Source organism: Streptomyces sp. NPDC050508 (assembly GCF_040655155.1).
Lineage (GTDB): Bacteria > Actinomycetota > Actinomycetes > Streptomycetales > Streptomycetaceae > Streptomyces.
In genome coordinates this window covers 630,668-648,848 of record NZ_JBFAJJ010000003.1, presented here as the reverse complement: position 1 = coordinate 648,848, position 18,181 = coordinate 630,668, and the positions used below count along the sequence as shown (strand labels likewise).

The following is an 18,181-nucleotide window of genomic DNA, read 5'->3' as shown; positions in this document are numbered from 1 at the left end:
GACCGTACGAATTGCCCGTTACGCCGATGTCACGTGGCTCGATCATGAGGGGTTACGCGCACTGCACAACCGTCCGGGGGCCACTGTGAGATGCGCCAGATCTTGTCGCGGAGTGTGTCGCTGGTGGGCCGAACGGGTGACAGTGCGCAACAATTGCCGGATGCAGACTGCCAGCGCGACCCAGGACGGAGCATGCCGGTGAACAGCCACGATGTCACCGACGAACAGTGGGAGGGGCTCGCCCAGGTAGTGCCGCTGCGAGGGCGGGACGCCTGGCCGTCCGCCGTGAGCCACCGTTCCATACCCGAGGCCGAGACCGAGCCCCGCCGCCGCTTCGTCGTCCTCCGGGTGAACGTGTTCGGGGACGCCCGCGAGGTCGCGGAGACCCTGATGGCGGGCATACCGGTGCTCCTCGACCTGACCGGCGCGGAGACCGATGTGGCCAAGCGGGTGCTGGACTTCAGCACGGGCGTCGTCTTCGGCCTGGCGAGCGGAATGACCCGCGTCGACCGGAACGTGTTCCTGCTCACACCCCCGGGCACCGAGGTGCGGGGACTGATGGAGGGGGCGGGAGTCCCGGGCGTGTGAGGCCGGTGGCAGACGTGATCCCCCGATCGTAGGAAGGTTCCCCGGGCGGAACGGTTCACCTGCCAGCGGAGGCCTACGGTCCGGATATGGCAGTGTCGCCCCAGTCCTCCCCGTCCTCCCAGCCGTGCGAGTCCCGTGTGCCGCCGCAGGCGCCGCCGCCGGAAGCCGTCTCGCCCCGGCCCTCGCCGACGGGCCCCGCGCGCCCCGAGGCGCACTCCGACCGACCGCACCTCACCGAGCTGCGGCTGTCGGCGTTCGCCACGCACCGAGGAGCCGCCTTCCCGCTCGGGCCGCTCACCCTCTTCGCCGGGCCCAGCGGGTGCGGCAAGACCAGCGCGCTGCGGGCCTACGAGGCACTCGCGCGGCTCGGCGGCGGGGGCGAGCTGGGGGAGGTGTTCCCGGACCCGGTCGCCTGTGTCCCGGAGCGCGCCCGGCCCGACGCCCAGCGCCGGCGCGGGTTCCGCATCGGCTGTACGGCGGACGGGCCCGAGGGTCCGGTACGGCTCGACGTCGCCGTCCAGGCCGAGCCCGAACTGCGCATCGTGGGCGAGCGGTTGACGTCCGGCGGGCTGGTCCTCCTGGAGACCGCGCTGCGCGACCCCTCGCGCCGCTCGGTCCAGGCCGCCTGGCACACGGCGGGCTCCTCGCCGGTCACCCGCGCCCCGCTGCCGGACGACCGGCTCGGCACCGCCCTGCTGCCGTTGCGCGTCGCCGGCAAGACGGACGGGCAGCGCCAAGTCCTCGCCGCCGCCGAACAGATGGTGGTCGCCCTGCGCTCCGTCTTCGCCTGCGATCCGGCACCCGAGCGGATGCGCGCGGCCGTGCCGATCGGCGACGGGCGGCTGCTGCGGGACTGCGGCAACCTCGCCGACGTGCTGTGGCGCACCCGGTCCGAGTGCGGGCGACGGCACGCGCAACTCGTCACGGCGGTACGCACCGGCTGCGCCGGACCCGTCGTGGACCTCCTCGCGGAACCCCTGGGCAACGGCCTGCTCCGTGCGGTGCTCGACCGCGGCGACGGCCTGCGCACCGGCTTCGAACGGCTCGGCGACGGCGAACTCCGGTACGCGGCACTGGCGTTGGTGCTCCTCACCGGCCCCGGCGTCCTGGAGGTCGACCCGCCCGGCGAGGTCCCCGCCGCGATGCAGACCCTCACCGTCCTCGCCGACGGCCTCGACCGCGGAGTGGACGTACGGCAACGGGCCGAACTCCTGCGGCTCGCGACGCGCATGTGCGAACGCGGTCACATCCGCCTGGTCGGCGCGGTGAGCGACGCATCCTGGGCCACTCGGACCGACGGCGTCACAGTGGTACACCTGGAGCCGTGACAGAACATCTCGACGTGGCGAAACTGCAGCGCAGACTGGCCGAGTTCGCGGCCACGCGGAACTGGCAGCCGTACCACACCCCCAAGAACCTCGTCGCCGCGCTCAGCGTGGAGGCCTCCGAACTCGTCGAGATCTTCCAGTGGTTGACCCCCGAGGAGTCGGCACGGGTCATGGACGACCCGGACAGCGCGCACCGGGTGACGGACGAAGTCGCCGACGTCCTCGCGTACTTGCTGCAACTGTGCGAGGTGCTCGGCATCGACCCGCTCGCCGCACTCGACGCGAAGATCGACCGGAACGAGCACAGGTTCCCGGCGCCGTAGCCGCAAGTCCTCGCCGTAGTCGATCGATTGGGGGAGTCCGCGCGTCCATTTTCACTCTCCGGAGTCATTCATCTGTCCGCAACCGATTTGTTGTCCACAGATTTCCGCCTTCCTCTGGCTTTTCGTCTCAGGGACTCTCACTCTGGGTAGTGGACAAGGGAGTTCGGGCGGACGTGCGAACAGCACGTCGGGATATGACGGGGGCAGCGCATGGACGCGATGCGGCTCATCGTGACGAGCAGGCGCGCCCTGGCCGGAAGCGGCGACGTGCCTCAGACCATGACGGAGGTGTGGCAGGCGCAGGCCCTCGCCCAGGCGATAGGCAGCCGCCTCGCGGTCTTCGGCCCGCCCGAACTGCGGGGCGAGGCACTGGGGTTGACCGAGCTGGCGGGCCGGGGCTGCGGAGTGCTCGACACTCCCGTGCTCGCCGTCGAGGACTTACGCGCGGCCCAGCTCACGGAGTTGGGCGACGCCCGCCTCGCCCTGCTGTGCCTGGGCGGGCTGCTCGGCGAGGTCGGCATCGCCCTCGTCGGCGTCGCCTGCGCGGCGGACGACGAGGGCACGTACTGGCAGTGCATGGAGGCGATCGACGCGGCGGACGAGTCCCGGGACCGGGTCCTGGAGATGCTCCGAAGACTGGCGGACCGGGAGCAGGGGATACCGGAGCGGGAGGCGGGGTGACGGTGCGGGGGAGTTGCGTTCGTAGGGTCTGCGCGACGCCGTCGTGGCTGGTCGCGCAGTTCCCCGCGCCCCTTTAGGGGCGCCTCACGTGGCCTGTGCTGATTGTGTCGGCTCCGTGGTTCCGGCCGACTGCAGGTCCGCGTCCAGGGCGGACAGGTCCGCGTTCAAGGACGCCATCAGCTCCTCCATCTGCTGCAACAACCCCTTCGGTTGTGCAGGCCCGGCCTGCTGTGGCACGGCTTCTTCGGACATGACGGCCTCCTCGGCCCGTGGCCTCCCCACCTGGGAGGAGGCCGATGCGGGTGTCGCCCCGACGTCGTCCTGCCGGTGCGGGAATCCGGGCGGTCCGGCTCCGCCCGAGCCAACGATCATCAACGGGGCCGGTCACTGGCGCGGGCGGCCCCCGTGCGCACGGTTGACGTAATTTCACCCGACCGGGGACGAGAGGGGCCGGAGGGACCGGTGGGGTTGACCGGCACCCGGGCGTGCAGGATGGAGGCATGGATCTTCGCATCTTCACCGAGCCCCAGCAGGGGGCGACCTACGACACCTTGCTCGCCGTGGCCAAGGCCACCGAAGACCTCGGCTTCGACGCCTTCTTCCGCTCCGACCACTACCTCGCCATGGGCTCCGGTGACGGCCTACCCGGCCCCACCGACGCCTGGATCACCCTGGCCGGCCTCGCCCGTGAGACCAAGCGCATCCGCCTGGGCACCCTGATGACGGCCGCCACCTTCCGCCTCCCCGGCGTCCTCGCCATCCAGGTCGCGCAGGTCGACCAGATGTCGGGCGGCCGGGTCGAACTCGGCCTGGGCGCGGGCTGGTTCGAGCAGGAGCACAAGGCGTACGGCATCCCGTTCCCGAAGGAGAAGTTCGCCCGCCTGGAGGAGCAGCTGGCGATCGTCACCGGGCTGTGGGAGACCAAGCCCGGCGACACCTTCGACTTCCACGGCACGCACTACGACCTGACCGACTCACCCGCGCTGCCCAAGCCCGCGCAGGCGAGGATCCCTGTGCTGATCGGCGGTCACGGCGCGAGCCGTACCCCGAAGCTGACGGCGCAGTTCGCCGACGAGTTCAACATGCCGTTCGCCTCGGTCGAGGACAGCGAGAGGCAGTTCGGCCGGGTCCGCGCCGCCGCCGAGGAGGCCGGCCGCAAGGCCGACGACCTCACGTACTCCAACGCCCTCGTGGTCTGCGTCGGCAAGGACGACCAGGAGGTCGCCCGCCGCGCCGCCGTGATCGGCCGCGAGGTCGACGAACTCAAGGCCAACGGCCTGGCGGGCACCCCGTCCGAGGTCGTCGACAAGATCGGCCGCTACGCCGAGATCGGCGCCGAGCGCCTCTACCTCCAGGTCCTCGACCTCGCCGACCTGGACCACCTGGAGCTGATCTCGGCCCAGGTGCAGTCGCAGCTGTCGTGACACCGTGCGGGCGGGGTGCCGAGCCCCGCCCGCCGCGCCCACCCCTCCCCGAAAAAGTGTGACACTTTCGGGGAAACTGACACACTTTTCCAGGACTCCTACCTTGCCCCCGCCCCGGCGGAGGCCGCAGCAGGCACCTCCGCGTCGACGCGGGGCCGCCGTCCCGGCAGGAACGCGGCCAGTACCAGGGCCGCCAGGGACGCCGCCGAACCGATGCCCATGATCACGCGGAAGCCGTTGTGGGAGGGGACGGTGAGGGAGCCGAAGTCCGTCGTCATATGGGCCAGTACGACTCCGGCGACGGCGCTGGACGCGGACGTACCGATGGACCGCATCAGGCTGTTGAGGCTGTTCGCGGCGGCCGTCTCGGACAGCGGCACGGCCCCCATGATGAGCGCGGGCATCGCGCCGTAGGCGAAACCGACCCCGGCGGAGATCACACAGCACACCACCACGACCTGCCAGACCGCGGCCATCATGACGACCCCCAGGGCGTAACCGGCGGCCACGACGAGCGCGCCCAGCATCAGGGTGACCTTGGGTCCGGCAGCCGCCGAGATCCGGGCGGAGAGCGGCGCGGTCGCCATCATGACCAGGCCGGACGGGCCGAGCGCGAGCCCCGCCGCGAGCACGGTCTGACCGAGGCCGTAGCCGGTGAGCGTGGGCAGTTGGAGCAGCTGCGGCACGGCCAGCGACATCGCGAACATGGCGAAACCGAACACCACGGACGCGAGGTTGGTCAGCAGGACCTGGCGGCGCGCGCTGGTCCGCAGATCGACCAACGGCCGTACGGTACGCAGCTCCCACCAGCCCCACGCCAGCAGCACCGCAACTGCCATGGCGAACAGGCCCGTTGTCGTGCCGCTGCCCCAACCCCAGTCCGCCCCCTTGGAGATGGCCAGCAGCAGACACACCAGACCGATCGACATCCCGACGCCGCCCACCACGTCGAACCGGCCCCCGCTGCGCACCGCCGACTCCGGTACGAGCGTCACGACGAGCACGGTCACGACGGCACCGAGCAGCGCGGCCGTCCAGAACAGCACGTGCCAGTCGGCCTTTTCGGCGATGAACGCGGCCGTGGGCAGCCCGAGCGCACCGCCCACCCCCAGCGACGCACTCATCAGCGCGGTCGCCGATCCCAGCCGCTCGGGCGGCAGTTCGTCCCGCATGATGCTGATGCCGAGCGGAATGACCGCCATCGAGAACCCCTGGAGCGCCCGCCCCACGATCATCGGCGCGAGCGAGTCGCTGAGCGCGCCGACCACCGAACCGACGATCAGCAGCACCAGGTTGACCAGCAGCATCCGCCGCTTGCCGTACATGTCCCCGAGCCGCCCCACGACCGGGTTCGCGACGGCACCGGCGAGCAGGGTCGCGGTGATCGCCCAAGTGGCGTCGGACGGCGAGGAGTTCAGCAGTTTCGGGAGTTCGGGCACGATCGGGATGATCAGCGTCTGCATCAGCGAGACGGTGATCCCGCCGAGAGCCAGGACCCAGACGACGGCGCCGGAGCGCGAGGGCCCGGCCGCGTCGACGGGATCGGGTGGGGAGGGGGCGCTGGACGCGGACATGGCGAAGCCTCCGGCTGATGCGTGCGACACGGGGCGGGGCTGGACGAAATGAGTCTGGCATGTTTTTCGTATGACGTACGCAAAATAGTCGGAGCCCGGAGGGAGAGGTACCGGAGCGGTAGCCTTCTGCTGTCCGGGCGAGGCCGTCGTGGACGGAGAGGCGCAGTCGATGACGCAGGTGGCGACGGGTCCGGGCCGCAGGGGCAGAGGGCGCCCGCCCCGGCTGTCGCGGGAGCGGATCGTCGAGGGCGCGGTCGAGGTGCTGCTCGCCGAACCGGCCGTCTCCGTCACCATCAAGCGCGTGGCCGACGTCGTAGGCGCCGCCCCCATGGCCCTCTACCGCTACTTCCCGGACCGCGACGCCCTCCTCCAGGCAACCGCCGACCACGTCCTGGAAGCCATGCAGCGCGACCCCATCGCCGACGGCCCCTGGCCGGACCGGCTCCGCGCCTGGATGCGAGCGGGGCACGCCAACCTCCGCCCCTACCCGCAGCTCATGCCGTACATGACGACCACCCGGCACCCCGCCTGGCTCCCCGGCCTGACCCGGCTGCGCGAGATCCTCACCCCGGCCGGCCTCTGCGACGAGGACCTGGCCCTCGCCGTGGCGCTCATCTGCTCCACGATGCTCGGCCACGTCGTCTACGACGGCTACCGCAGGCCCGACGAGGAGATGACGGCCCTGCTCGACGAACTCCCCGCCCCCGACCCCACGGCGAACGCCCTGCGCCCCCTGCTCGCCGGCCTGCCCGCCGCCCACGCGCGTCTCTACGACACGATCCTCGACCAGACGGTCACGACGGTGGAACGCCTGGCGGCGAAGCCCGCGCGATAACGTGCCCCCGGATAACCGAAGGCGCAGTTCGCCCACCTTGTGCCAAGGTGAGACGGTCGTCCTGCCGAGCCCCCGGGATCACCGTCCCTGGGGGCTTTCGTACGCACGGCGCCCAGAACCGTCCATCCGTCGGAGAGGTCCTCCGCATGTTCCTGACGATCAGTACCACCGGCACACCCGAACGCCCCGCCACCGACCTCGGCTTCCTGCTGCACAAGCATCCCGACAAGGCGCAGGCGTTCTCCACGTCCTACGGCAAGGCGTACGTCCTCTACCCCGAGGCGGATGCCCAGCGCTGCACGGCGGCGCTGTTGCTGGAGGTCGACGCGGTGGCACTGGTCCGGCGCGGCAAGGGCAAGGGCCGCGGCGGCGCGCCCGACGCGGCACTCGCGCAGTACGTCAACGACCGTCCGTACGCGGCCTCTTCACTGCTCGCCGTGGCACTGAGCGCGGTCTTCTCCAGCGCCATGCGGGGCGTGTGCAACGCCCGCCCCGAGCGCGCCGGGCAGCCGCTGCCGCTGCGCGTCGAGGTACCCGCGCTGCCCGCCAGGGGCGGCACCGAACTCGTACGGAAGCTCTTCGCGCCGCTCGGCTGGACGGTCACCGTCGAACCGGTCGCGCTGGACGCCGAGTTCCCCGAGTGGGGCGACTCGCGCTACGTCGGCCTCGTACTGGAGTCGGAGACGCTGACCCTCGCCGAGGCGCTGCGCCACCTGTACGTCCTGCTGCCCGTGCTCGACGACGCCAAGCACTACTGGGTGGCGTCCGACGAGGTCGACAAGCTGCTGCGCGCCGGTGAGGGCTGGCTGCCCGCGCACCCCGAGCAGAAGCTGATCACCAGCCGCTATCTGTCCCGCCGTTGGTCCCTCACCCGGGAGGCCATGGAGCGCCTGGAACTGGTGCGGCTCGCAGAGGCCGACGACAGCGAGGTCGAGGAGATCGACAACGCCGTCGAGCCGGAGACGGAGGCCGAGGAGAAGCCGACGCCCCTCGCCGTGCAGCGCCGGGACGCGATCGTCGAGGCGCTCAAGGCGTCCGGTGCCGCCCGCGTGCTCGATCTCGGGTGCGGGCAGGGCCAGTTGGTGCAGACGCTGCTCAAGGACACCCGGTTCACGGAGATCGTCGGCACCGACGTGTCGATGCGCGCGCTCACCATCGCCGGGCGCCGCCTCAAGCTCGACCGCATGGGAGAGCGACAGGCCTCGCGCGTCCAGCTCTTCCAGAGCTCGCTCGCCTACACCGACAACCGCCTCAAGGGCTACGACGCCGCCGTGCTCAGCGAGGTCATCGAACACCTCGACCTGCCCCGACTGCCGGCCCTGGAGTACGCGGTGTTCGGCGCAGCCCGCCCGAGGACGGTCGTGGTCACGACCCCGAACGTCGAGTACAACGTCCGCTGGGAGACCCTCCCGGCCGGACACGTCCGGCACGGCGACCACCGCTTCGAGTGGACGCGTGCCGAGTTCGGGGAGTGGGCGGGGAAGGTGGCCCAACGGCACGGCTACGACGTCGAGTTCGTGCCTGTCGGGCCCGACGACCCCGAGGTGGGACCGCCCACCCAGATGGCTGTGTTCACCGTAAGTACCGTGAAGGAGGAGAAGGCCGCATGACGAACGAGACCCCCGCGAAGGTTCGCACCCTGCCCGTCACCGACCTCTCCCTCGTGGTGCTGATCGGCGCCTCCGGCTCCGGCAAGTCCACCTTCGCGCACCGCCACTTCAAGCCGACCGAGATCATCTCCTCCGACTTCTGCCGGGGCCTGGTCTCCGACGACGAGAACGACCAGAGCGCCACCCGGGACGCCTTCGACGTCCTGCACTACATCGCCGGCAAGCGCCTCGCCGCGGGCCGCCGCACGGTCGTCGACGCGACCAGCGTGCAGTCGGACAGCCGACGCCAACTGATCGACCTGGCAAAGCAGTACGACGTCCTGCCCATCGCCATCGTGCTCGACGTACCGGAGGAGGTGTGCGCCGAGCGCAACGCCGCCCGCGTCGACCGGGCCGACATGCCGCGCCGCGTCATCACCCGCCACACCCGCGAACTCCGGCGCTCCCTACGGGGCTTGGAGCGCGAGGGCTTCCGCAAGGTGCACATCCTGCGGGGCGTGGAGGACATCGAGAACGCCACCATCGTCACCGAGAAGCGCTTCAACGACCTGACCCACCTCACCGGCCCCTTCGACATCATCGGCGACATCCACGGCTGCGCCGCCGAACTGGAGACCCTGCTCGGCAAGTTGGGCTACGACGACGGCGTCCACCCGGCGGGCCGCACGGCCGTCTTCGTCGGCGACCTCGTCGACCGCGGCCCCGACTCGCCCGGCGTGCTGCGCCGCGTGATGTCGATGGTCGGCTCGGGCAACGCGCTGTGCGTGCCCGGCAACCACGAGAACAAGTACGGCCGCTACCTCAAGGGCCGCAAGGTGCAGCACACCCACGGCCTCGCCGAGACCATCGAGCAGATGGAGGGGGAGACCGAGGAATTCCACGCCCAGGTAAGGGAGTTCATCGACGGCCTCGTCAGCCACTACGTCCTCGACGGCGGCAAGCTCGTGGTCTGCCACGCCGGCCTGCCGGAGAAGTATCACGGTCGCACCTCCGGCCGGGTCCGCTCGCACGCGCTCTACGGCGACACGACCGGCGAGACCGACGAGTTCGGCCTGCCGGTGCGCTACCCGTGGGCCGAGGACTACCGGGGCCGTGCCGCGGTCGTCTACGGCCACACCCCGGTCCCGGACGCCACCTGGCTGAACAACACCATCTGCCTCGACACGGGTGCCGTCTTCGGCGGCAAGCTGACCGCGCTGCGCTGGCCGGAGCGGGAACTGGTCGACGTACCGGCCGAGCAGGTCTGGTACGAGCCGACCCGCCCGCTGCGCACGGAAGCACCCGGTGGACAGGACGGCCGCCCACTCGACCTGCCGGACGTGCACGGCCGACGGGTCGTCGAGACCCGGCACTCCGGCCGGGTGTCGGTCCGTGAGGAGAACGCGGCGGCGGCCCTGGAGGTCATGAGCCGTTTCGCGGTCGACCCGCGCCTGCTGCCGTACCTCCCGCCGACGATGGCACCGACGGCGACCTCGCACGTGGAGGGCTACCTTGAGCACCCGGCCGAGGCGTTCGCGCAGTATGCGCAGGACGGGGTCGCGCGGGTCGTGTGCGAGGAGAAGCACATGGGCTCGCGGGCGGTGGCGCTGGTGTGCCGGGACGCGGAGGCGGCGGCCAAGCGCTTCGGCGTGGACGGTCCGACCGGTTCGCTCTACACGCGCACGGGCCGACCGTTCTTCGACGACCAGGCGGTCACTGAAGAGATCCTCGGCCGACTGCGGACGGCGCTCGACGAGTCGGGCCTGTGGGCAGAGCTGGACACCGACTGGCTGCTGCTGGACGCGGAGTTGATGCCGTGGTCGCTGAAGGCGTCCGGGCTGCTGCGCGGTCAGTACGCGGCGGTCGGCGCGGCGGCGGGTGCGGTGTTCCCGGGTGCCCTGGCCGCGCTGGAGGGTGCCGCCGGGCGGGGCGTCGACGTGGACGCCCTGCTGTCCCGGCAGCGCGAACGCGCCGCCGACGCCTCGGCGTTCACGGACGCGTACCGCCGTTACTGCTGGACCACGGACGGCCTCGACGGCGTCCGGCTCGCCCCGTTCCAGCTCCTCGCGGTCCAGGGCCGCAGCCTCGCCGCACTCCCGCACGACGAGCAACTCGCCCTGCTGGACAGGCTGGTGGAGCACGACAGCACCGGCCTGCTGCAGACCACCCGCCGCCTGTACGTCGACACCGGCGACCCAGAGTCGGTACAGGCCGGCGTCGACTGGTGGCTGGAGATGACCGGGCGGGGCGGCGAGGGCATGGTCGTCAAGCCGGTCGGCGCGGTGGTGCGCAGCGAACAGGGACGGTTGGTGCAGCCGGGTATCAAGTGCCGTGGCCGTGAGTACCTGCGGATCATCTACGGCCCGGAGTACACGCGCGCCGACAACCTCGCCCGCCTGCGGGGCCGTTTCCTCAACCACAAGCGGTCGCTGGCGATCCGGGAGTACGCGCTCGGCCTGGAAGCCCTTGACCGGCTGGCGGAGGGGGAGCCGCTGTGGCGGGTGCACGAGGCGGTGTTCGGGGTGCTGGCGCTGGAGTCGGAGCCGGTGGACCCGCGGCTGTGACCTGGCCTGTGGGCCGGGGTGCCCACAGGATGCGCACGGCACCCTTGTGTCCCTCCCGTCTCCGTCCGTAGGGTGAACAGCCTTGTTGCGTACGGGAGTTCGGGAGGGGCGCGTCGATGGACATCAAGAAGACCGTGATCCGCGAGGAAGAGCGCACGAACCGCCGACCGGCCGTCATGGAGAAGCGGCCGACCCGCTGACCGGGCCAGGAGCGGAGGCGGAGGTCCGCGGAGAGGGCGGTATGCGCGTTCGGCTGGTGACCATGCCCTGGCATCCGATCGACCTGCCCTCGCTCCAGGTGGGCCTGCTGCACACTCTGCTGCGGCAGGCCCGTCCGGACGACGAGGTGAGCGAGTACCACGGCTCACTGCGCTGGGCGGAGCTGCTCCTTGAGCGGTCCGGCGGCCATCTGCGTCCCGGTGACTACGAGGCGGTCGGCAGCGACTCGATCTTCCACGGGCTCGGCGACTGGGTCTTCTCGGGCGTGCTGTACGACGACCCGGACTGGGGTGTCGCCCGCCTCGGGGACTACGCGGCGCAGCGCGGGATCTCCGTCGACACCGCTGCCGAAATGCGGCTCCACGCGGCCGAGTTCATCGACCGCAGCGCCACCGAGGTGCTCGCGGACGACCCCGAGGTCGTCGGGTTCACCACCACCTTCATGCAGAACGTGCCCTCCCTCGCGCTGGCCAAGGAACTCAAGCGCCGCCGCCCGGAACTCGTCGTCGTCTTCGGCGGCAGCAACTGCGACGGACCCATGGGGCACGCCCTGCACCGCAACCACCCGTTCGTCGACCACGTGGTGCGCGGCGAAGGGGAGTACGCCTTCCCCGCCCTCCTGCGCCACCTCGACGACGGCACGCCGCCCGCGGACGTCCCCGGCCTGTGCTGGCGGGACGGCGAGGTGTCCCGGGCCAACACGGAGACCCGGCGGACCGTGGCGCCCGCCGACATCCCCTCGCCCGACTACGACCAGTGGCAGGCGGACCTGGAGGCGTCCCCGGTCATCGAGTACGTGTACCCGAAACTGGTCGTCGAGGGGGCGCGGGGCTGCTGGTGGGGGGAGAAGCACCACTGCACCTTCTGCGGGCTCAACGGCTCCGCCATGGCCTTCCGCGCCAAGCCGGGGGAGCGGCTGTGGAGCGAGGTCGACCGCCTGGTGCGCCGGCACCGCATCCTCGACGTCGTCACCGTCGACAACATCATCGACATGGCGTACTTCAAGGACTTCCTCCCGCTCGCCGCCGAGAGCGGCTGGGACCTCCGGATGCACTACGAGGTCAAGTCCAACCTCACCCGCGAGCAGATCGAACTCCTGGGCAGAGCGGGCGCGGTGCTCCTGCAGCCCGGCATCGAGAGCCTGAGCAGCAGGGTCCTCGACCTCATGGACAAAGGGGTCGCCGGCGCCCGCAACATCCGTACGCTCCGGGAGTTCGAGAACCACTCGATAACCTGCACCTGGAACTACCTGTACGGATTCCCGGGCGAGACCGCCGAGGACTACGCCGCCGTCATCGAGCAGATGCCCGCGCTCGTCCACCTCCAGCCGCCGGGCGGCGCCCACCGCATCCAGCTCGAACGGTTCAGCCCGCACTTCACCGACCCCGGCCTCGGCTTCGGCAAACGCCGTCCGGCCGAGATGTACCAGCACGTCTACGACCTGCCCGAGGACGAACTCGCCGATCTGGTCTACCTGTTCGACACGGAGGACGCGGGCGTCGGCGGGGAGACGGAGGCGGCCCTCAAGAGGGCCGTGGAGGCCTGGATCACCGGGCATCCGGGATCGAGCCTGCTGATGGAGGACGAAGGGGACAGTGGGAGCGCCCTGTTGGTCCACGACCGGCGACACGGAATGCCGCACCGCACCCACCGCTTCACCGGCTGGCAGGCCGACGCGCTGTGCCGCCTGGAGGACGGCCGGACCGGGCCCGCGCTGCACCGGCTGCTGACCGGAGACGGACACGACGTCCCCGCCGGCGCGCTGGACGAGTGGCTGCGACAAGTCCTGTCGCTGGGGCTGGTGTTCCGTGACGGGCGGACGTACGTGGCCCTGCCGACGCGTGATCTGCCGGTCCGCATCGACCGCGGCCCGGCCGCGCAGGCGGCGGCGGGATGACCGGGCTCGGGCTGCCCGAGGGCGTCGCGCACCGCACCACCGGCCGGCGGATCGACGTGGCGGAGCCGCTCCGACTGGGCGCGGGAGGGCGGGAGACAGCGGTGGCCGTCCAGTTCCTGCGCGAGTGCCAGAGCCACGGCCTCGACACGCACTGGCGCACGGCGGACAACGAGACGGCGGACGGGAAGACGGCGGGCGGGGCGACGGCGTACGACGTACGGATCCTGCGCCACCTTCCGCCGCCCGCCGAACGCCCAGGTGAGACAGGCGAGTTGACGGACTGGCGGGCCGGGTATGCGTACGGGATGTTCTATCACCGTCGTGGCCCGGACTTCGTCTCCGTCATGGACCGCAGGAACCGCCCCGCCTCGGCGCGGTTCACCCTCGACCACCCCGATCTGATCGCCGCGTTCGACACCCTGCAGACGGCCACGCCCGTCGACGCGCTGACCCCCGTGCACCGGGAGGCTCTCGATCTGCTGGCGGCCGAGCGGCTCGCCCTGGTCACCGACGGCTGGGCGGTGGCCCTGCCACCGCGTCTGCGGCGCTGGCCCGTTCCCTGCACAGGTATCTGACGGATGTCCCTGCTGCTCGACGACCGCCCGTTGCGGCGGCACCGCCCCTTCGTGTTGCTGTGCGCGGAGCAGACCGCCGGCTCCGTGGGCCGGCAGGTCACGGCGCTCGCACTGACGCTGCTGGCCGTGACCGAGTTGGACGCCGGGCCGTTGGGCGCGGCGGTGATCCTGGCGCTGACGTATCTGCCCGGAGCGCTGCTGAGCCCGTTCGCCGGAGTGCTGGTCGACCGGGTGCGGCTGCGCCGGCTGCTGGCGCTGGCCACGTCCGCGCAGGCTCTCGTCGTCGGATCGGTGCCGTTCGCCGCTGCCGTGGGTCGGGTGACCTGGCCGCACGTCTACGTGGTCGCGGGCGTCTCCGGCGCCCTGACCTTCACCCTCTCGGTCGGTCTCCAGGCCGCGCTGCCCCGGGTCGTCGGCCCCGAGCGGCTGCTGGGCGCCAACTCGGTGCTGACCGGGGCCCGTACAGCGGGCCAGATCGGTGGACCGGCGCTCGGCGGTGTGCTCGTGGGTCTCGTCGGCGCCGCCCCCGCGCTGGAGGCGGGCAGCGCGGCGTACGCCGTGGAGGCGCTGCTGCTGTTCGCGTTGCCCGTCGCCCTCAACGCCCCGGTCGGCCGGCGGGGCGCCTCCGGCGAATCGCCGACTGCCGCGCTACGGGCGGGACTTGCCGTCGTACGCGGCGAATGGCAGCTGTGGCGCATGGTCCTCGCGGGCGCCGGGCTCAACCTCGGCAGCGGGGCCGCGGCTGCCCTCTTCGTGCTCTACGCGACCCGTGATCTGGGGCTGCCCGCCTGGCAGTTGGGCATCGTCTACGCCACGCTGAGCGCGGCCACGGTGATCGGAATCCTGCTGGCCGGGCGCCTCGGCAGAACCATGGGACTGTGGCGGGCGACCCGGGTCTGCGGGCTGCTCACGGGCGCCTCGGTGTTCCTGATCCCGGCCGCGTCCTGGGGCACCGCCTTCCCGCTCCTGCTCGCCTACCAGCTCTTCTACGGACTGTCCGGCACCGTCTGGGCGATCTCCATGACCACCACGCAGCAACTGGCCACACCGGCGGACATGCAGGGCCGTGTCGCGGGCTTCACCCAGGCCGCGCTTCTGGTGACGGTGCCGGTCGGAGCGCTGGGCGGCGGGGTGCTGGCGGCCTGGCTGGGCAATGTGCCGGTGCTCGTCGCGTCGGCGGCGGTGGCACTGGCGTCGGCGGCGACGATGTGGGCGCCGTCGGGGACGCGGGAGGGCGTCAGCCCGTCAGCCGCAGAGCCGTCGCCGCCCTCCCCACACGCACCGTCTGCCCCCACGTGAGCTCCAGCGCGTCCCCCTCCATCCCGTCCCCGAACACGATCAACTGCTCGGACTCGACGACGAGTTGGAGCGATGCCGAACCGGCCAGCTCACCGGCCACCAGCGACGTCCCGGTGACCGGTGACGGCCACGCCTCCCGCACGAACCACACCAGTCGGTCTTCCGAGGGGTGTGGCAGGGACAGGGCGCTGCCCCGCTCCTGCCACACCGACCGGAGCCAACCCGTGGCCCCGGTGCCCGTTCCCACGAGCACCCCGGAAGAAGCCTGGGCCTCGACGACACCCCCGTCGCCCTCCAGGCCCAGGCGGTATCTGGCCGTCTGATGTCCGACGGCTCCCAGATAGATCTCGTTGAGCGCGACCAGCCGCTGTGTGTCGTCGGCGACGGCCTCGACCATGGTGAGTTCGTCCACACCGGTACCGGCCGTGTGTACCGAGGGCAGCAGGGTGGCGGCGGCCGACGGGCGGTGCCGCACCAGGACGCCCGGGTTGCGGCCGGGGTCCGTGTCGAAGCCCAACACCGGTTGTCCGGTGAGGTACTTGGCGACGTTCGCGACCAGGCCGTCCTGCCCGACCACGACCACCACGTCCTCCGGTGCGAACAGGAACCGGTCCAAGTCGGCCCGCTCGACCTGCGTCTGACGCCAGGTCAGAGGGATCGCCGAGGACACTTCGGCCAGCGCCCGCCGCGTCCGGCGGTGCCGTTCGGCGACCTCCTCGATGTCCCGGCCCCGCGACTTCAGGAAGTACGCGGCCTGGCCGTGCGTCCCGTGCCGGGCCACCAACTCCTCGTACTCCGTGGTCCGGTGGACGAGGACGACCCGCGGGGCGAGACTCACTCCCGCTCTCCGGTACTGAGCTTGGCGAGCAGTCCCGTCAGCACGTCCGGCGAGATCGTGACGCTGTCGATGTTCGGCAGGTTCTCCGCGAGCCGGGTCCCGGTCAGCGCGTGCAGCATCGCGACGTCGACGTCGGCGTGCACCCGCAGCCACGCCGCCTGGGCCTGCGCCCGCGCGTCGCCCAGCTCGCGTGCACCTTCGGCCTCGGCACGGGCGAGCCGTACGGAACGCACCGCCTCCGCCTCCGCCCGCACCCCGTCCGCCGCCGCGTGCTCCTCGGCCTCGCGGCGGGCGTTCGTGCCGCGCTGGTCGACCAACTGCTCCTCGCGGCGGGCGAGTTCGATCTGGCTGTCCAGTTCGTTCTCGGCGATCGCCCGCTCCCGCTCGACGGCCACCGCCCGCCGTTCGTACGTGGCCCGGTCCGCCTCCTGCTGGATCTGCTCGCGCGCCGGGGTGCGCAACGCCCGCTCCACCTCGGGCTCCGGCCGGATGGCCATCACGCGGACGGCGACCACCTCGATGCCGGTGGCCGGCAGCCGCGCTTCGGCGCCGAGCCCCGCCGCGATCCGCTCCCGAACCGCCGTCACCCCGTCGACCAGCGCGGACGAGAGGGGCGTACGGGCGAGCACGGCCAGCGCGTGCTGCTGCGCCGTCTCCGTGAGCAGGGTGCCGAGTTGCTCAAGGGGCGCGCCTCGCCACACGCCCGTGTCCGGGTCGACGGAGAAGTCGAGCCGTGCGGAGGCCAGCGCCGGGTCGCTGATCCGGTAGGTGACGGTCGCCTGGACCGCCACGTCCTGGAAGTCGGACGTACGGGCATGGAAGGTCATGGCCAACTCCCGGTCGTCGACCGGCACTTCGGAGAGTGCGGCGGTCAACGCGCGGAACCAGAAGCTGAGTCCGGGGCCGTCGTGCAGCAGCTTGCCCGAGCGGTGGTGCCGGATGTGCGCCGTAGGAGCTCCGCGCAGGTGGCGCCAGCCCAGGCGCCGGGTGATGTCGGCCATCAGAGTTCCTCAGATCCCGTCAGTTCAGTTCCCGTGGGATCCCTCAGATCCCTCATCAATCTCGTCAGTAAGACGATAATCGTGCGAGCCACTTGTCGTCAAGGGGACGAAAAGAAGTGGTGGTACGTGAAGTGGTGGCGGTATGTGAAGTAAGGGGGTGAACCCGGCCCCGGATGGTCAGGATGGAGACATGGCACTCCATGTCGACTCCGAGACCGGGCGGCTCCGCCGCGTCATCCTGCACCGGCCGGATCTGGAGCTCAAAAGGCTCACCCCCGGCAACAAGGACGCCCTCCTCTTCGACGACGTGCTCTGGGTGCGCCGGGCGCGCGCCGAGCACGACGGCTTCGCGGACGTGCTGCGCGACCGAGGCGTCGCCGTCCACCTCTTCGGCGACCTGCTCGCCGAGTCCCTGGCGATCCCGGCGGCCAGATCGCTCGTCCTGGACCGCGTCTTCGACGAGAAGGAGTACGGCCCTCTCGCCACCGACCACCTCCGCGCCGTCTTCGAGGCCCTGCCCGCACCCGAACTGGCCGAGGCGCTCGTCGGCGGCATGACCAAGCGGGAGTTCCTGGAGGCTCACGCGGAGCCGATCTCCGTCCGCTTCCACGTCATGGACCTCGACGACTTCCTCCTGGCCCCCCTCCCCAACCACCTCTTCACCCGCGACACCTCCGCCTGGATCTACGACGGCGTCGCCGTGAACGCCATGCGCTGGCCGGCGCGGCAGCGCGAGACCGTCCACTTCGAGGCGATCTACCGGCACCACCCGCTCTTCCGCGCCGAGAAGTTCCACGTCTGGTCCGAGGGGCAGGCCGACTATCCGTCCACCATCGAGGGCGGGGACGTACTCGTCATCGGGAACGGCGCGGTGCTCATCGGCATGAGCGAGCGGACCACCCCGCAGGCCGTCGAGATGCTCGCGCACAAGCTGTTCGCCGAGGGCTCCGCGCGGACGATCGTGGCGCTCGACATCCCCAAGCAGCGCGCCTTCATGCACCTCGACACGGTGATGACGATGGTCGACGGCGACACCTTCACCCAGTACGGGGGGCTCGGCATGCTCCGGTCGTACACCATCGAACCGGGCGTAGGCGACAAGGAGTTGAAGGTCACCGACCATCCGCCGGAGCACATGCACCGCGCGATCGCCGCCGCCCTCGGTCTTGACGGGATCCGGGTCCTGACCGCCACCCAGGACGTGCACGCGGCAGCGCGCGAGCAGTGGGACGACGGCTGCAACGTCCTCGCCGTCGAGCCCGGCGTCGTCGTCGCCTACGAGCGGAACGCCACCACCAACACGTATCTGCGCAAGCAGGGCATCGAGGTGATCGAGATCCCCGGCAGCGAGCTGGGCCGGGGCCGGGGCGGGCCGCGCTGCATGAGCTGCCCGGTCGAACGGGATGCCGTATAGAAATTCGAGGTATCGTATAGAATTCCAATCGA

At 71.3% G+C, this 18,181-nt stretch carries 16 protein-coding genes; 12 read left to right on the top strand and 4 right to left on the bottom strand.

Annotated elements, in window-relative coordinates:
• The first annotated feature begins 192 nt into the window (after nucleotides 1-192).
• The 4 genes from AB0I69_RS12150 (at nucleotide 193) to AB0I69_RS12135 (ending at nucleotide 2,920) form a co-directional block, all read left to right on the top strand.
• A complete protein-coding gene (locus AB0I69_RS12150; RefSeq protein WP_363095501.1) occupies nucleotides 193-588 on the top strand; it encodes a cell division protein SepF in 396 nt (131 codons plus the stop codon).
• Nucleotides 589-674: 86 nt separating this feature from the next.
• A complete protein-coding gene (locus tag AB0I69_RS12145; RefSeq protein ID WP_363095500.1) occupies nucleotides 675-1,916 on the top strand; it encodes an ATP-binding protein in 1,242 nt (413 codons plus the stop codon).
• A complete protein-coding gene (locus tag AB0I69_RS12140; RefSeq protein WP_363095499.1) occupies nucleotides 1,913-2,239 on the top strand; it encodes a nucleotide pyrophosphohydrolase in 327 nt (108 codons plus the stop codon). The genes AB0I69_RS12145 and AB0I69_RS12140 overlap by 4 nt, the downstream gene beginning before the upstream one ends.
• Before the next feature lie 210 nt (nucleotides 2,240-2,449).
• The gene (locus tag AB0I69_RS12135) at nucleotides 2,450-2,920 is read left to right on the top strand and encodes a DUF6099 family protein (RefSeq protein ID WP_363095498.1); all 471 of its coding nucleotides are present in this window, start codon (nucleotides 2,450-2,452) and stop codon (nucleotides 2,918-2,920) included.
• Nucleotides 2,921-3,004: 84 nt separating this feature from the next.
• Here AB0I69_RS12135 and AB0I69_RS12130 read toward each other — a convergent pair whose 3' ends face one another.
• The gene (locus tag AB0I69_RS12130) at nucleotides 3,005-3,172 is read right to left on the bottom strand and encodes a hypothetical protein (protein ID WP_363095497.1); all 168 of its coding nucleotides are present in this window, start codon (nucleotides 3,170-3,172) and stop codon (nucleotides 3,005-3,007) included.
• A 248-nt stretch (nucleotides 3,173-3,420) separates the two neighbouring features.
• Here AB0I69_RS12130 and AB0I69_RS12125 point away from each other — a divergent pair, with 248 nt between their 5' ends.
• The gene (locus AB0I69_RS12125; protein WP_363095496.1) at nucleotides 3,421-4,344 is read left to right on the top strand and encodes an LLM class F420-dependent oxidoreductase; all 924 of its coding nucleotides are present in this window, start codon (nucleotides 3,421-3,423) and stop codon (nucleotides 4,342-4,344) included.
• A gap of 98 nt (nucleotides 4,345-4,442) precedes the next feature.
• On the opposite strand, the gene AB0I69_RS12120 is transcribed toward AB0I69_RS12125, so the two are convergent.
• Entirely contained in the window at nucleotides 4,443-5,918 is a 1,476-nt protein-coding gene (locus AB0I69_RS12120) for an MFS transporter (RefSeq protein WP_363095495.1), read from the bottom strand.
• A gap of 169 nt (nucleotides 5,919-6,087) precedes the next feature.
• Between AB0I69_RS12120 and AB0I69_RS12115 the strand changes: the two genes are divergently transcribed.
• The 6 genes from AB0I69_RS12115 to AB0I69_RS12090 all read left to right on the top strand — a co-directional run bounded on the left by AB0I69_RS12115 (nucleotide 6,088) and on the right by AB0I69_RS12090 (nucleotide 14,896).
• A complete protein-coding gene (locus AB0I69_RS12115) occupies nucleotides 6,088-6,753 on the top strand; it encodes a TetR/AcrR family transcriptional regulator (protein ID WP_363095494.1) in 666 nt (221 codons plus the stop codon).
• A 146-nt stretch (nucleotides 6,754-6,899) separates the two neighbouring features.
• A complete protein-coding gene (locus AB0I69_RS12110; RefSeq protein ID WP_363095493.1) occupies nucleotides 6,900-8,363 on the top strand; it encodes a 3' terminal RNA ribose 2'-O-methyltransferase Hen1 in 1,464 nt (487 codons plus the stop codon).
• Nucleotides 8,360-10,906, top strand: coding sequence for a polynucleotide kinase-phosphatase (locus AB0I69_RS12105; protein ID WP_363095492.1), 2,547 nt, complete (start codon nucleotides 8,360-8,362; stop codon nucleotides 10,904-10,906). The genes AB0I69_RS12110 and AB0I69_RS12105 overlap by 4 nt, the downstream gene beginning before the upstream one ends.
• 241 nt (nucleotides 10,907-11,147) lie before the next feature.
• Entirely contained in the window at nucleotides 11,148-13,022 is a 1,875-nt protein-coding gene (locus tag AB0I69_RS12100) for a RiPP maturation radical SAM C-methyltransferase (RefSeq protein WP_363095491.1), read from the top strand.
• Complete coding sequence (locus AB0I69_RS12095) at nucleotides 13,019-13,597, top strand: DUF5825 family protein (protein ID WP_363095490.1); 579 nt, start codon at nucleotides 13,019-13,021, stop codon at nucleotides 13,595-13,597. Before AB0I69_RS12100 ends, AB0I69_RS12095 begins: the two co-directional genes overlap by 4 nt.
• 3 nt (nucleotides 13,598-13,600) lie before the next feature.
• Nucleotides 13,601-14,896 (top strand): MFS transporter, encoded by a 1,296-nt coding sequence (locus AB0I69_RS12090; protein WP_363095489.1) that lies wholly within the window; start codon nucleotides 13,601-13,603, stop codon nucleotides 14,894-14,896.
• Here AB0I69_RS12090 and AB0I69_RS12085 read toward each other — a convergent pair.
• Entirely contained in the window at nucleotides 14,835-15,734 is a 900-nt protein-coding gene (locus AB0I69_RS12085) for a hypothetical protein (RefSeq protein WP_363095488.1), read from the bottom strand. The two genes, AB0I69_RS12090 and AB0I69_RS12085, sit on opposite strands and share 62 nt — an antisense overlap.
• Entirely contained in the window at nucleotides 15,731-16,735 is a 1,005-nt protein-coding gene (locus AB0I69_RS12080) for an SPFH domain-containing protein (protein WP_363095487.1), read from the bottom strand. Before AB0I69_RS12080 ends, AB0I69_RS12085 begins: the two co-directional genes overlap by 4 nt.
• A 190-nt stretch (nucleotides 16,736-16,925) precedes the next feature.
• Between AB0I69_RS12080 and AB0I69_RS12075 the strand changes: the two genes are divergently transcribed.
• Complete coding sequence (locus tag AB0I69_RS12075) at nucleotides 16,926-18,149, top strand: arginine deiminase (RefSeq protein WP_363095486.1); 1,224 nt, start codon at nucleotides 16,926-16,928, stop codon at nucleotides 18,147-18,149.
• Nucleotides 18,150-18,181 lie beyond the last annotated feature (32 nt).

What these genes read in the sequence shown, in the direction of transcription:
- AB0I69_RS12150 (WP_363095501.1), top strand. Translation starts at nt 193, where the DNA reads ATGCCGGTGAACAGCCACGATGTCACCGACGAACAGTGGGAGGGGCTC.
- AB0I69_RS12145 (WP_363095500.1), top strand. Translation starts at nt 675, where the DNA reads ATGGCAGTGTCGCCCCAGTCCTCCCCGTCCTCCCAGCCGTGCGAGTCC.
- AB0I69_RS12135 (WP_363095498.1), top strand. Translation starts at nt 2,450, where the DNA reads ATGGACGCGATGCGGCTCATCGTGACGAGCAGGCGCGCCCTGGCCGGA.
- AB0I69_RS12130 (WP_363095497.1), bottom strand. Translation starts at nt 3,172, where the DNA reads ATGTCCGAAGAAGCCGTGCCACAGCAGGCCGGGCCTGCACAACCGAAG.
- AB0I69_RS12125 (WP_363095496.1), top strand. Translation starts at nt 3,421, where the DNA reads ATGGATCTTCGCATCTTCACCGAGCCCCAGCAGGGGGCGACCTACGAC.
- AB0I69_RS12120 (WP_363095495.1), bottom strand. Translation starts at nt 5,918, where the DNA reads ATGTCCGCGTCCAGCGCCCCCTCCCCACCCGATCCCGTCGACGCGGCC.
- AB0I69_RS12115 (WP_363095494.1), top strand. Translation starts at nt 6,088, where the DNA reads ATGACGCAGGTGGCGACGGGTCCGGGCCGCAGGGGCAGAGGGCGCCCG.
- AB0I69_RS12110 (WP_363095493.1), top strand. Translation starts at nt 6,900, where the DNA reads ATGTTCCTGACGATCAGTACCACCGGCACACCCGAACGCCCCGCCACC.
- AB0I69_RS12105 (WP_363095492.1), top strand. Translation starts at nt 8,360, where the DNA reads ATGACGAACGAGACCCCCGCGAAGGTTCGCACCCTGCCCGTCACCGAC.
- AB0I69_RS12100 (WP_363095491.1), top strand. Translation starts at nt 11,148, where the DNA reads ATGCGCGTTCGGCTGGTGACCATGCCCTGGCATCCGATCGACCTGCCC.
- AB0I69_RS12095 (WP_363095490.1), top strand. Translation starts at nt 13,019, where the DNA reads ATGACCGGGCTCGGGCTGCCCGAGGGCGTCGCGCACCGCACCACCGGC.
- AB0I69_RS12090 (WP_363095489.1), top strand. Translation starts at nt 13,601, where the DNA reads ATGTCCCTGCTGCTCGACGACCGCCCGTTGCGGCGGCACCGCCCCTTC.
- AB0I69_RS12080 (WP_363095487.1), bottom strand. Translation starts at nt 16,735, where the DNA reads ATGGCCGACATCACCCGGCGCCTGGGCTGGCGCCACCTGCGCGGAGCT.
- AB0I69_RS12075 (WP_363095486.1), top strand. Translation starts at nt 16,926, where the DNA reads ATGGCACTCCATGTCGACTCCGAGACCGGGCGGCTCCGCCGCGTCATC.